The sequence below is a fragment of the Catellatospora sp. KI3 genome, from assembly GCF_029948125.1.
In the GTDB taxonomy this organism is placed as follows: domain Bacteria; phylum Actinomycetota; class Actinomycetes; order Mycobacteriales; family Micromonosporaceae; genus Catellatospora.
Genome location: NZ_JASAMB010000007.1, coordinates 169,510 through 182,136, shown reverse-complemented (window position 1 = coordinate 182,136; position 12,627 = coordinate 169,510). Strand labels below are relative to the sequence as shown.

Below are 12,627 nucleotides of genomic sequence, written 5' to 3'. Positions count from 1 at the left end.
CCGGATGCTACGCCCGCTATAATTGACCAAGCCGGAGATCCGCCCAGCCAAAGCCAATTGTTGTTCCAGAAGCTCTTGTCAACGAGACTCTGCACGGCGAAGACCATACTTATAGAGCACACAAAAGCAAGGCGAACTCTGTTTTCGGTCCACAGCCGCTGTCGCTTAGACATGAAGCGTTCCAACTGTCCGAGCAGGCCAAGCGATTGCAAATCCGGATTCTCAACGGAAGCGAAGTTCAACCTAGGGCCGAGATGAAACTTGAAGCATCCACCTTCCCGGTGATGCTCGATTACTACGTGTGATACGTATATCTCAGGTATTTCCGCCAGATCTTCCATTTTTCTATCTCATAATGGCCGACTGTGATTTTTAAGTGCGGGTAAACGTCTGATATCAGAGCCGCAATCTGCTCCAGGTCATCTCGCCAGACCTTGGGCGATATGAACTTGCGATGCTCGGTTATCGGCACGAGCCGCTTGATGGGCATCCCTAGATGCTTCACCGAAAAGCCAGACCAGCGGTATCAGCCAGAGGACTGAGAATTACCGACGTCCCGGGCAGTCGGCAACGCCGCGAATCCCGATAGAGTCCAGACTCAGACAAGATCCACACCGCACGACTGGTGTTCGCGTCAACTTGTCGGGATGCGACCAACCGCAACTCGTTCGACCTGAAACGCTGGGCACGAGCACCGTCGCCCACGAGAACTGCATGCGCCCCGCTGCGGCACTTCCATGCCGCGGTGCCACTCGACGCCGGAGAGAACATCAAGGCCCTGTCGAAGCACCTGGGCCATTCCCACCCGAAGCTTCACCACCCGACTCTACGCGCACAAGTTGCCGGGCAGTCAGGACCGCAACCGCCGAGCCATAGATGGCCTTTTCGGCGGGAGCGGCCCTGACGGCCCCACCACGGCCCAAGGCCATGATCAGCCCCGGAGAGCCTTTATCGGAGGTACACGTCCGGGACGGGCGGGGTGCCCATGCCGTCGCCGATGAAGAAGCTCGGGTGCGGCGGCTGGTTGTACGCCGTGTTCTGCCAGGCGATCGCCAGGCGGTACTGGATGTCGTGCATCAGGGTGTAGATGCGGCGCGTCGTCGGCGTCGGCGTGCTGTAGATCCGCAGCGCCGTGTCCCCGGTCACCGGCCAGATCACCTCTTCCCGCCAGTCGCCGAACAGGTCACCCGACAGCGACGGCGTCGACTTGGTGCCGTTGTTCGAGTGCACGTTCGCACCGGTCAGCAGGCGCGTGTCGCCACCCGTGCCGTACTTGTCGACGTGGGTGCCGTCGAGCAGCTCCCGTACCGGGTCGGCGTCCCACCAGGCGAGGAAGTTCGTCGAGCCGGGCTTGCGGCTGCTGACCACGGCCCCGGTGCGTACCGACCGCAGCCCCGAGTCGGCCGAGGACCAGCTCTCCGCCCCGGCGCTGCCGGCGTAGACGTCCCCGGCGACGCCGCGGCCGTTGTCGCCGTTGGCGGGCGTCGTCCAGAGCACCTGGCCGGTGCGGGCGTCGGCCACCCACGACGACGGTTTGCTGCCGTCCTCGTCGACCTTGAACTCCTCCAGCCCGGCGCGGGCCGGGTCGAGGTCGCCGACGTGCATGGCGTCGCCGTGGCCGTTGCCGGTGTTCCACAGCTTGGCGCCGTTGTCGTCGAGCGCCATCGAACCGTAGACGATCTCGTCGCGGCCGTCGGCGTCGACGTCGGCGATGGACAGCTGGTGGTTGCCCTGGCCCGCGTACGCCGAGTTGCCGGAGCTGTTGCTGTCGAACGTCCAGCGCTTGGTGAGGCTGCCGTTGCGGAAGTCCCACGCCGCGATGACGGTACGGGTGTAGTAGCCCCGCGCCATGATCAGCGACGGGCGGGCACCGTCCAGGTACGCCGTACCGGCGAGGAAGCGGTCGACGCGGTTGCCGTAGCTGTCGCCCCAGGAGGAGACGGTGCCGCGCGGCGGGTCGTAGCTGACGGTCGACATGGCCCGGCCGGTCTGCCCGTTGAACATGGTCAGGTACTCGGGGCCGGACAGGACGTAGCCGCTGGAGTTGCGGTAGTCGGCGCTGGAACTGCCGATGACGGTGCCGCCGCCGTCGACGGTCGCGTCGGCGGTCTTCATGGCCACCTCGGCCTTGCCGTCGCCGTCGTAGTCGTACACCTGGAACTGGGTGTAGTGGGCCCCGGCCCGGATGTTGCGGCCCAGGTTGATCCGCCACAGCCTGGTGCCGTTGAGCTTGTACGCGTCGACGTAGACGACGCTGGTGACGCCGGACTGCGAGTTGTCCTTGGCGTCGGTCGGGTCCCACTTGAGGACGATCTCGTAGACGCCGTCGCCGTCGAGGTCGCCGACGGAGGCGTCGTTGGCGACGTACCCGCCGGGGTTCTGGATCGGAACGTCGAGGTAGCCGTTGGTGAACTGCAGCGCCGACGCCGACGCGGCCTGCTCCACCCCGTTGACGACCGCCCGCACCGTGTACGCGCTGCCCGCGGCGGCGCCGCTGTCGAGGTAGTTGGTGGAGTCGGTGATCGGCGAGGCGTTGACCTTGGTGCTGCCCCGGTACACGTTGAAGCCGGTGTTGGCGGCGTCGCCGGCCAGCAGGCGCCACGAGACGAGGTTGCCGCTGCCCGACCGTACGCTGATCAGCCCCCGGTCCAGCTTCTCGGCCTGGTGCCGCCCGTTCGGCCCGGTCGGGGTCGACGGCGACGGGCTGGGGCTGGCCGGGGCGCTCGGGCTCGGCGACGCGCTGCGCGAGGGCGACGCCGACGGGGACGCCGGGGCGCTCGGCGAGGTCGGCGTGGTGCCGCCCGTACAGTTGGTGCCGTTGAGGGCGAATGACGCCGGGGCCGGGTTGGCGCCGGTCCAGCTGGCGTTGAAGCCGAAGTTGGCGGTGCCGCCGGTGCCGAGGCTGCCGTTGTAGCTGACGTTGCGCGCGGTGACGTTCGCGCCGGACTGGGTGATCTCGGCGTTCCAGAACTGGCCCACCACCTGCCCCGCCGGGTACGCCCAGGTCAGAGCCCAGCTGGTGACCGGGTCGCCGAGGTTGGTGATGGTGATGTCGGTGCCGAAGCCACCCTGCCACTCGTTGGTGACCTTGTAGCTGACGCTGCATCCGGCAGCCGCCTGCGCACTGACCGCGGCGAGGGTGCCCGCTGCGAGCAGCGATGCGGTCGTGGCGGCGAGCAACGCGAAGCGGCGCGTTGGTGATCGCATGATCTCTCCTGGAGGGGAACGGAGCCGCCGGGCGTTCACGCCCAGCGCTCGACGTGCGCATTCACGGTGCGCCGCTCCAGGGCCGCGGACCGCACTCAGGTCCTGCCACCGGACATGCCGAGTCGGTTTCGCGCTCAGCCGCCCTGCCCAGACGTCTCGCGCGCCGTCACTCGCGCACGGTGCCTCATACTCCCGCCGCCGACCCTAACCCGCCCCGTTCCCCACCACAACCACTCACAGCCACCTATATCCCGTCGATCATGAACTTATGGCACGGTTCGGCGGCGTGTCCCATGCACCGCTTCCTGATCGACTAACCGCCCTGGGTTGCGCGCAGGTCGAGGCGCCAGACGTTGCTGCGCATGAGGTGGCCCTTGGGGTACTCGAAATCGGACTCGCCCGCCAGTTCGAAGCCGATGCGGCGGCAGATCGCGCTGGAGGCCGGGTTGTCGACGCTGGGAAAAGCGCACAGCCAGCGGTATCGGCCGGCGGCCCGCGTGATCGCCACGATCTGCCGGGCGGCGGCCACGGCGATGCCCCGCCCCTGGAACCCGGGCAGGATGTGCCAGCCGGACTCGTACCCGGTCTCGCCCTGCCACTCCGGCGCCCACCAGCCGATGGTCCCGACCGCCTCGCCGTCCGGCAGCGCCATCCGGTACATCTGCCCGTCCACCCTGCCCCCAGGTGAGTCGATCAGGAAGCTGTGCACGGAACACGCCGCCGAACCGTGCCATAAGTTCATGATCAACGGGGTGGAAGGTTCCGGCGTGCGCCGCGACTCGGGGGTCTGCGACGCACGCCGGGGATCAGGGGGTACGGCCGGGGTCAGCCGGAGAACTCGTTGAGGTAGACGGTCGGGGTGGCGGTGTTGGCGGGGCCGCCGGTGTTGTTGATGACGTGGGCGATGGTGCCCTGGCCGCCGAGGGAGACGATGACCAGGTTGTGGAACTTGACGCCGGGCTTCACCGGGACTTCGAAGCCTCGTTCGCCGACGATGGACAGGTCCTGGGTGAAGACGCAGTACGAGCCCACGCCCCACGCCTCGTGCGTGGTCACCGAGTCGGCGACCTTGTACGCGGCGTAGCCCCGGGTGCTGCCGTTCATCCAGGCGGCCTGGTTCGGGGCCTCGTACGGCAGCTCGTTCTGGAAGAAGTACGTCCGGCCGCCGTTGCCGTTCCAGATCACCTCGTACTTCTGGTAGTGCTCGACGAACAGGCCGTACATGGTGACGTCGTTGCCGTTGACGATGAGGCCCGTGTCGGCGGTGTTGACGGTCCACCCCACGCCGGTGCCGTGGTCGGCCCGCCACAGCCACATGTGGTCGCCGATCACGTTGTTGCTGTTGATTACCAGGCTGGTGGTGGCCTTGCCGGCACCGGCGCCGCCGATGCGGAAGTACACGTCGTGCAGCGAGGTCGGGTTGGCGGCGTGGCTCGCGTTCGACCCGGCCGGGCCGACCTCCATCAGCGTCGCCGAGTTGGCGGTGCCCGCGTCGATGAGCAGGCCCGCGACCTGGACGCCGTCGACGTCGGCGACCTTGATCGCGGTGATGCCGCCGTCCGGGATGAGGGTGGCCAGGCCCAGGCCCAGCACGACCGTGTCGGCCCGGTTGACCTGCAGCGTCTGGTTCAGGTGGTACACACCCGGCGTGAACAGCAGGTTCTTGCCCGCCGCCAGCGCGTTGTTGATGGTCGCCGCGGTCGCGCCGGGGCGGACCACGTAGAAGTCGGCCAGCGAGATCGAGGTGCCGACCGGCGTCTTGTTGTACCAGCTGGTGCCCTGCGCGTTGGTGCGCACGCCGGGCTTGAACACGCGGTACGTGCCGGTGCCGTCCACGTACAGGAACGGCTTCTCGCGCACGATCGGGCTGTTCGTGACGACGGTGTGCGACGGGTTCGGGAAGTGCGGCGCCGGGGCGCCGACGACGCCGGTGAACACCATGTTCCACACCGAGCCGGTCCAGCTGCCGAACTCGCTGTTGCGCGAGAACCACTGCTGCTGCGACCCGGACGAGACCAGCCCGTCGACCTTGGTGTCGGCCATCAGGCCGCCGGAGGCCCAGCCGTCGCCGCCGTTCCACAGCTGGATCTGGTTGCCGGCCCCCTTGAGGTGCATCCGCCGGTAGGCCGCGGCCTGCGCGACCGCCCAGCGCTCGACCGTGTTGCCCGCGGGCAGCGTCACGGAGAGGTTCTCCGCGGTACGCCAGAAGTTCTGGGTGGCGTTGCCGCCGAACCACAGCGCCTCGACCCGCACGTGGCCGTTGAGGTTCACGTCGTCGGGCGAGAAGCCCAGGCCCGCGACCTGCGTGTAGAAGCCCAGGTTCACGTCGGCGGTGTAGGTGCCCGGCTTGAACAGCACCGCGTACCGGTTGGCGCCGAACTGGTTGGTCTCCTGCTCGGTGAAGATCTGGTTGAGCTTGCTCTGGATGGTGGCCGTCGGGGTCGACGGGTCATAGACGAAGGTGTTCGGGCCGAGGTTGGGGTTCATCGGGTCGGTCGGCTCGACCGGGTCGGTGACGACGACGCCGCCCGCGTACACCTTGAACTCCCACAGCGAGTAGCCGTAGCCGGTGTTGCGCTGGGTGCCGTACATCCGCACGTAGCGGCCGGAGCCGGAGACGGCCAGGTTCTGGGTGCCGCCGGGGCCGGTCGTGGTCGAGTAGACGCTGGTCCAGTTCGCGGCGTCGTTGGACACCTGGAGCTGGAACGCCTTCGCCGAAGCGGTCTCCCACTCCAGCTGCACCTGGCACAGGGTCTTGGTGCTGCCCAGGTCGACCTGGATCCACTGCGGGTCGGTGAACAGGCTGCCCCAGCGGGTGCCGGAGTTGCCGTCGAACGCGGCGGCCGCGGTGCCGGACTCGGCCGAGGAGGCTGCGGCGGGCCGGCCCTGCGAGGCGAGCGCGCACGCGCCGGGCGAGGTGCTGGGGGTGGGGCTGGCGCTGGGGCTGGGCTGGGTGCCGCCGATCACGCCGTACACGCCGAACTCGAACAGGGAGTAGCCGTAGCCGGAGTTGCGCTGGGTGCCGTACATGCGGATGTAGCGGCCGGAGCCGGAGACGGCCAGGGTCTGCGTGCCGCCGGGGCCGGTGGTGGTGCTGTAGATGTCGGTCCAGCTGGTGCCGTTGCCGGAGACCTGCAGCTGGAACGCCTTGGCGGAGGCGCCCTCCCACTGCAGGACCACCTGGCTGATCGCCGCGGTGGCGCCCAGGTCGATCTGGATCCACTGCGGGTCGCTCCAGGCGCTGCCCCAGCGGGTGCCGGCGTTGCCGTCGACGGCGTTGCTCGCGGGCAGGTCGGCGCCCTGCAGCGAGGAGGCGGTGGCGGTCTTGCCGACGGAGATCAGGGGGTCGGCGGCGTGCGCCGCGGGCACGGCGAACGCGTAGGTGCCGACGAGGGCCAGCAGAGCGGCTGACGTCGCGACGAGGAGTTTGCGGCGGCGCCGGGGCGGCGCCGCGATGCCGGGGAGCGGCTCGGGACTCATGTTCTGCCTTCCGAACGGGGGTACGGGGTGACGCGAACGGGTCTGTGCGCAGACTGGAGAGCGCTCTCCAAAGTGTCCCCGAGTATTACGCTCCGGTTGCGGCGGCGTCAATATCCCCCGCCGTCTTGTCCTTGAGGAAACCGTTTTGTCCCAACGCGATGCGGCGGTGAGCGTGCTATGTGGAAATCGCTCTCCGGGTTTCGGGCGGCCCTCGCGCGGCTTACGATGGAGAGCGCTCTCCATCGACGGTTGCCGCGGCCGCCTACGCTGGCCGCATGAGTCTGACCGCACCCTTCACGGGACAGCTGCTGCTCCCGGACAAGGCGATGACCAGCGGCACCTCACCCGTGCTCGACACCGGCGGGCAGGCGGTCGCGCACGTGCAGTGGCACGTGTGGTCGCTGCACAGCAGGTTCGAGATCCTCGACGTCCGCGGCACCGTGCTCGCGGCGGGCGGCACCCAGGGCTGGACCGGGCGGCAGCTGACGGTGCGCACGCCGGACGGGCGGACCGTGGTGGACGTCAAGCTCGGACTGTGGCGGCCGATCAACGGGGCGGCGATCACGCTCGGCAACGGCCGCACGCTCGGCGTACGGCAGACGAGCGTGTGGTCCGACCGCAACTTCGAGTTCTCGGTCGGCGGGCGGCCCGTCGGGCGGATCACGCCGACGACGGGGCCGCTGAGCTTCCGGCCGGACTCGTACTCGTTCGTGCTGAACAGCCCCGTGATGACGGCCCTGGAGGCGATCAGCCTGGCCCAGGCCCTGCGCGCCGCCGTACGCGCCATGCGCTCCAGCGCCAGCTGACGCCCCCGGCGCACCTCACCCACCCCTGGCCCTTTTATCGACAGTGGCCTATCCAGAAGTCGAATCCCGCAAATTCGTCCTCTAGATAGGCCACTGTCGATGGAAGGAGGGGCCGGTGCGGCGCGGTGCCCTCGTCAGACGTTCAGGGAGAAGCGGTCCAGGTCGGGGTCGCCCGCGCCGTCGGCGCCGGTTTCGCGGGCCCACTGGGCCGCCTCGCTGACGCGGACGGTCACCTCGCCGGTCAGCCGCTTCTTCACGTGCGTCACCGGCTCGCCGTTGCCCCGCTCGGCCTCGGTCTGCTCGGTCAGCGAGCGCCCCCACAGGGTGGCCGCCGCCGCGACCACCGCCACGACCGGCACCCCCAGCTTGCGGGCGAGCCGCTCCTCGGCCGCGGTGGCGCCGGCCTCGGCGACGGCCAGCAGCCGCGAGTCGACCCAGCCGAAGCCGGAGCTGATGATGTCGCGCTGGCGGCGCCGCGCCTTCTCCACCGGGCTCTCCTGCGCGGCGGCCTCGGCGGGCATGCTGTTGGCGCCGAACGCGCGCCGCATGGGCGCGCCGCTGGCCGAGTCCCGCACCTTGGCCGCGTCGACCGCGATCTGCTCCTTGGCGGGCCCGATCAGCGCCTGCGCCTCGTCGCCGACCAGCAGGTCGGCGATGGCCACTCGGTGCTTACACGCCGTACCGAGCACGACCGGCAGGACCAGCAGCTGCTCGGCCGAGAGCGGCTTGGTGCCGCGCTCGACCGAGGCCAGCCACGACACACTCCAGTCGAGCCCGAGACCGCGGGCGGCCGCCGCGATCTCCTCATGGTCGATCCGAGCGTCCAGCCGCAGCCAGCGCATGTTCCGACCGATCAATTCACGTACAGATATCGATTCCGCCATGTTCGTTTCCATACCCACGGCGCCAGACGTTAGGTAACGGGTGCGACACCGGCAATGGAATGCCGTCAACGCCACACCGCTGTGTCGTCGATCAGACTCAGCGATGCCGGTCACGCTGGTGCGGGCAGGGGCCGTCGGGCAGCGGCGGGGTGACCGGCACGGCGACCCCGGCCGCGAGCAGCGCCGACCGCAGCTCCAGTAGGCAGTTGGTGTCGCCGAGCAGCTCCGCGGGGACCGCGATGTCGGCATTGGACACGACCACCCGATAGGCCGCCGGGCGCAGGCTCCCGTTGGCGACGACGAAGTCGGCGGCGGCGCGCACGCCGCCGGGGGCGGGCAGCAGCCGCAGCAGGTACTCGGGCTTGTCGCCGTGGGCGTACCCGTCGAAGGGGGCCTTGACCACCAGGCCGGGCTCGGGCGACAGCCACTCGGCCTCGCCGGGGCGCACCGAGTGGCGGCTGCGGAAGATCTCGTGCCGCAGCACCCGGTAGCGGTCGCACAGCACCAGTGCCCGCTGCACCCGGTCGGCCAGGGCCTGGGTGGTCTCGCCGGGGGCGACCGGGGCCAGCAGGGCGGCGAGCCGGTCGCGCCACCAGTCGCGCAGCGGCTGGTCCAGCGAGTGCCGCCAGGCGTCCTCGGCGCAGTGCCCGGCGAACTCCAGCGCCTCGGCGAGCGCGGCCAGGCGTACGTCGGCGGCGGGCCACAGCAGCCGCGGCGCCTGGCCGGGCAGCACCAGGGCGGTGGCGCGCCGCAGCGCGCAGTAGTGGTTGACGGCGCGCAGGGCGCCGGTGGCGACCAGGTCGACGTCCATGGCGTTGTCGCACCAGTCCCAGTTGTGGCAGACCCGGTCGAGTTCGGCGTGCAGCGGGTCGCGCAGCTTCTGCACGCCGTGCTCGCCGTGGCCGGGGCGGGTGACCGCGTCTACGGCGTCGGCCCCGAACAGCAGTGCCGGGATGTAGTCCCGGGGCGCGTCGAGAATGTTCATCCCCGTACCTCCCGTCGCAGCTTATGACATCGATCCAAGTCCAATCCGGACGGTATGCCCAGGGGCCGCGCGGCCGGGCGGTCGGGAAGATCACCAGCGGCTGTGCGGGCGGCGGCCCTGCCCGTGGTGCTTATATGGGGGGTATGACCAACCCGGCGATCCTGACCGTCGACGACGACGCGGCCGTGTCGCGAGCGGTCGCCCGTGACCTGCGCCGCCAGTACGGTGAGCGCTACCGCATCGTGCGCGCCGCCTCCGGTGCCGAGGCCCTCGACGCGCTGCGGGAGATCAAACTGCGGGGCGAGCAGGTGGCGATCCTGCTCGCCGACTACCGGATGCCCCAGATGAACGGCATCCAGTTCCTGGAGGCGGCGATGGACCTGTTCCCGCGCGCCCGCCGGGTGCTGCTGACGGCGTACGCGGACACCGACGCGGCGATCAACGCCATCAACGTGGTCGACCTGGATCACTACCTGCTCAAGCCGTGGAACCCGCCCGAGGAGCACCTCTACCCGATCGTGGACACGCTGCTGGACGCCTGGCAGACCACGCCCGACGCGGCGGCGGCCGAGATCCGGGTGGTGGGGCACCGCTGGTCGGCGCCGTCGTACAAGGTGCGCGACTTCCTGGCCCGCAACCTGGTGCCGTACCGGTGGCTGACCACCGGGGACCCGGAGGGGCAGCGACTGCTCAGCGCGGCCGGGGTGACCGAGGCCGACGTGCCGCTGGTGATCACCGCCGAGGGCAAGACGCTGGTCCAGCCCAGCGAGGCCGAGCTGGCCGGCAGCGCGGGCCTGACCATCACCCCCGGCTCTGACTTCTACGACGTGATCGTGGTGGGGGCGGGCCCGGCCGGGCTCGGCGCGGCCGTGTACGCCGCCTCCGAGGGCCTGCGCACGGTGCTGGTCGAGCGGCGCGCCACCGGCGGGCAGGCCGGGCAGAGCAGCCGGATCGAGAACTACCTCGGCTTCCCCGACGGCGTCTCCGGCGCGCAGCTCACCGACCGGGCCCGCCGCCAGGCGCTGAAATTCGGCGCCGAGCTGCTCAGCGCCCGCGAGGTGGTGTCGCTGGAGCAGGCCGGGGCGACCCGGGTGGTCCGCTTCGCCGACGGCAGCCACATCGCCGCGCACTGCGTGGTGCTGGCCACCGGCGTGTCGTACCGGATGCTCGACGTGCCCGGCTGCGCCGACCTGACCGGGCGCGGCGTCTACTACGGCTCCGCCGCCACCGAGGCCGCCAACTGCGCCGGGCAGGAGGTCTACCTGGTCGGCGGCGCCAACTCGGCCGGCCAGGCCGCGGTCTACTTCTCCCGGTACGCCAGCCGCGTGCACGTGCTGATCCGCGCCGAGAGCCTGCAGCGGTCGATGTCGCAGTACCTGATCGACCAGATCGAGGCGATCGAGAACATCACCGTGCACCCGTTCACCGAGGTCTGCGGCAGCGAGGGCGGCGAGCACCTGGACCGGATCACGCTGGTCGACTCCCGTACCGGCGAGCGGCGCACGGTGGACACCGAGTGGCTGTTCATCATGATCGGCGCCGAGCCGCGCACCGAGTGGCTCGACGGCGTCATCACCCGCGACCCGCGCGGCTTCGTGCTGACCGGGCCGGACCTGACCCACGGCGGGCAGCGGCCGGCCGGGTGGAGCCTGCCGCGCGACCCGTACCACCTGGAGTGCAGCGTGCCGGGCGTCTTCGCCGCCGGTGACGTGCGCGCCGACTCGGTCAAGCGCGTCGCCTCGGCGGTCGGCGAGGGCGCCATGGCCATCTCGCTGGTGCACCGCTACCTGGAGGCACAATGACCAGCACCGACGCCACCACCTGCGGCGGCGGCACCCCGCTGCCGGACCGGCTGACCCGCGAGCGGCTGCGCACGCTGTTCCTGTTCGAGAAGCTCGCCGACGGCCAGCTCGACTGGCTGATCGAGCACGGGGTGATCGAGCGCTTCACCGCCGGCCCGGTGTACGCCGAGGGCGACCCCGCCACCTGCTTCTACGTGCTGCTGTCGGGCGCGGTCTCGATGAGCCGCCAGGTGCACGGCGAGCAGCTGGAGACCAACCGCACCGACCAGATCGGCGTGTACGCCGGTGCCACCCAGGCCTACCTGGGCGACCAGATCAGGCAGGTGTACCCGAACTCGCTGCGCGCCATCGTCGACTCCGACTTCCTGGTGCTGCCCGCCACCACCTTCGCCGCGATGATGCGCGAGTGGTTCCCGATGGCGATGCACATGCTGGAGGGCGCGTTCTTCGGCATGCGCAGCCAGCAGGTCGTGGTCGGCGAGCGGGAGCGGCTGCTGGCGCTGGGCTCGCTGTCGGCCGGCCTGACCCACGAGCTGAACAACCCCGCCGCCGCGGCCGTACGGGCCACCTCGGCGCTCAGCCAGCGGGTCGCCGGGATGCGGCACAAGCTCGCGCTGATCGCCGACGGGCGGCTCGACGGCAGCCAGCTGCGCCAGCTCGTCGACCTGCAGGAGGAGGCGGTCAAGCGGATCGCCTCGGCCCCGCAGCTGACCCCGATGCAGACCTCCGACGCCGAGGACACCCTGGCCGACTGGCTGGAGGAGCACGACCTCGCCGGAGCCTGGGACATCGCCCCGACGCTGGTCGCGGGCGGGGTCGACCCGGAGTGGCTGGAGAAGGTCGCCGACACGGTGGGCGGCGACAACCTGGAGTCGGCGGTGCGCTGGCTGACGTACACGCTGGACACCGAGCTGCTGATGGGCGAGATCGACGACTCGGTCACCCGGATCTCGGGGCTGGTCGCGGCGGCCAAGCAGTACTCGCAGCTGGACCGGACGCCGTACCAGACCGTCGACCTGCACGAACTGCTCAAGGCGACGCTGGTGATGATGCAGGCGAAGATCCCGAAGGGGGTCGCCGTGGTCAAGGAGTTCGACCGGAGCCTGCCCAAGATCTCCGGGTACGCCGCGGAGCTGAACCAGGTCTGGACGAACCTCATCGACAACGCCCTGTCGGCGATGGGCGAGGCGGGCACGCTCACCCTGCGTACCGGCCGGGAGGACGGCAACTGCCTGTTCGTCGAAGTCGGCGACACCGGGACGGGCATCGACCCGGCCATCCGGCCGCGCATCTTCGAGCCGTTCTTCACCACCAAGCCCGTCGGCGAGGGGACGGGGCTGGGCCTGGACATCTCGTACCGGATCGTGGTCAACAAGCACCACGGCGACATCCGGGTATCGTCCCAGCCCGGCGACACCCGGTTCCGGGTGGTGCTGCCCGTGGATCCCGAGGCGGACTGAGCC

At 70.1% G+C, this 12,627-nt stretch carries 8 protein-coding genes; 3 read left to right on the top strand and 5 right to left on the bottom strand.

The genetic code is table 11. The features are described from left to right. Positions 1–948 precede the first annotated feature (948 nt). The 3 genes from QEZ54_RS14280 to QEZ54_RS14270 all read right to left on the bottom strand — a co-directional run bounded on the left by QEZ54_RS14280 (position 949) and on the right by QEZ54_RS14270 (position 6,687). The gene (locus QEZ54_RS14280) at positions 949–3,207 is read right to left on the bottom strand and encodes a cellulose binding domain-containing protein (protein ID WP_281305064.1); all 2,259 of its coding nucleotides are present in this window, start codon (positions 3,205–3,207) and stop codon (positions 949–951) included. Positions 3,208–3,520: 313 nt separating this feature from the next. Next, the gene (locus QEZ54_RS14275; protein ID WP_281305063.1) at positions 3,521–3,880 is read right to left on the bottom strand and encodes a GNAT family N-acetyltransferase; all 360 of its coding nucleotides are present in this window, start codon (positions 3,878–3,880) and stop codon (positions 3,521–3,523) included. 152 nt (positions 3,881–4,032) lie between these two features. Further along, positions 4,033–6,687, bottom strand: coding sequence for a discoidin domain-containing protein (locus tag QEZ54_RS14270; RefSeq protein WP_281305062.1), 2,655 nt, complete (start codon positions 6,685–6,687; stop codon positions 4,033–4,035). A 275-nt stretch (positions 6,688–6,962) separates the two neighbouring features. Between QEZ54_RS14270 and QEZ54_RS14265 the strand changes: the two genes are divergently transcribed. Further along, entirely contained in the window at positions 6,963–7,493 is a 531-nt protein-coding gene (locus tag QEZ54_RS14265) for a hypothetical protein (protein ID WP_281305061.1), read from the top strand. A 134-nt stretch (positions 7,494–7,627) separates the two neighbouring features. On the opposite strand, the gene QEZ54_RS14260 is transcribed toward QEZ54_RS14265, so the two are convergent. Both QEZ54_RS14260 and QEZ54_RS14255 read right to left on the bottom strand, forming a co-directional pair. Then, on the bottom strand, positions 7,628–8,335 hold the full coding sequence (locus QEZ54_RS14260) for a hypothetical protein (protein WP_281305060.1): 708 nt from the start codon (positions 8,333–8,335) through the stop codon (positions 7,628–7,630). Between the two features lie 139 nt (positions 8,336–8,474). Next, positions 8,475–9,362 (bottom strand): hypothetical protein, encoded by an 888-nt coding sequence (locus QEZ54_RS14255; protein WP_281305059.1) that lies wholly within the window; start codon positions 9,360–9,362, stop codon positions 8,475–8,477. A 143-nt stretch (positions 9,363–9,505) separates the two neighbouring features. Here QEZ54_RS14255 and QEZ54_RS14250 point away from each other — a divergent pair, with 143 nt between their 5' ends. Both QEZ54_RS14250 and QEZ54_RS14245 read left to right on the top strand, forming a co-directional pair. Continuing rightward, positions 9,506–11,164: an FAD-dependent oxidoreductase gene (locus QEZ54_RS14250; protein ID WP_281305058.1), complete on the top strand. Its 1,659-nt coding sequence runs from the start codon at positions 9,506–9,508 to the stop codon at positions 11,162–11,164. Next, the gene (locus QEZ54_RS14245; protein ID WP_281305057.1) at positions 11,161–12,624 is read left to right on the top strand and encodes an ATP-binding protein; all 1,464 of its coding nucleotides are present in this window, start codon (positions 11,161–11,163) and stop codon (positions 12,622–12,624) included. Before QEZ54_RS14250 ends, QEZ54_RS14245 begins: the two co-directional genes overlap by 4 nt. Positions 12,625–12,627 lie beyond the last annotated feature (3 nt).

Excerpts from the sequence above, each read along its gene's own strand:
- QEZ54_RS14260 (WP_281305060.1), bottom strand. The coding sequence starts at position 8,335 with ATGCGCTGGCTGCGGCTGGACGCTCGGATCGACCATGAGGAGATCGCG.
- QEZ54_RS14250 (WP_281305058.1), top strand. The coding sequence starts at position 9,506 with ATGACCAACCCGGCGATCCTGACCGTCGACGACGACGCGGCCGTGTCG.
- QEZ54_RS14255 (WP_281305059.1), bottom strand. The coding sequence starts at position 9,362 with ATGAACATTCTCGACGCGCCCCGGGACTACATCCCGGCACTGCTGTTC.
- QEZ54_RS14280 (WP_281305064.1), bottom strand. The coding sequence starts at position 3,207 with ATGCGATCACCAACGCGCCGCTTCGCGTTGCTCGCCGCCACGACCGCA.
- QEZ54_RS14270 (WP_281305062.1), bottom strand. The coding sequence starts at position 6,687 with ATGAGTCCCGAGCCGCTCCCCGGCATCGCGGCGCCGCCCCGGCGCCGC.
- QEZ54_RS14245 (WP_281305057.1), top strand. The coding sequence starts at position 11,161 with ATGACCAGCACCGACGCCACCACCTGCGGCGGCGGCACCCCGCTGCCG.
- QEZ54_RS14265 (WP_281305061.1), top strand. The coding sequence starts at position 6,963 with ATGAGTCTGACCGCACCCTTCACGGGACAGCTGCTGCTCCCGGACAAG.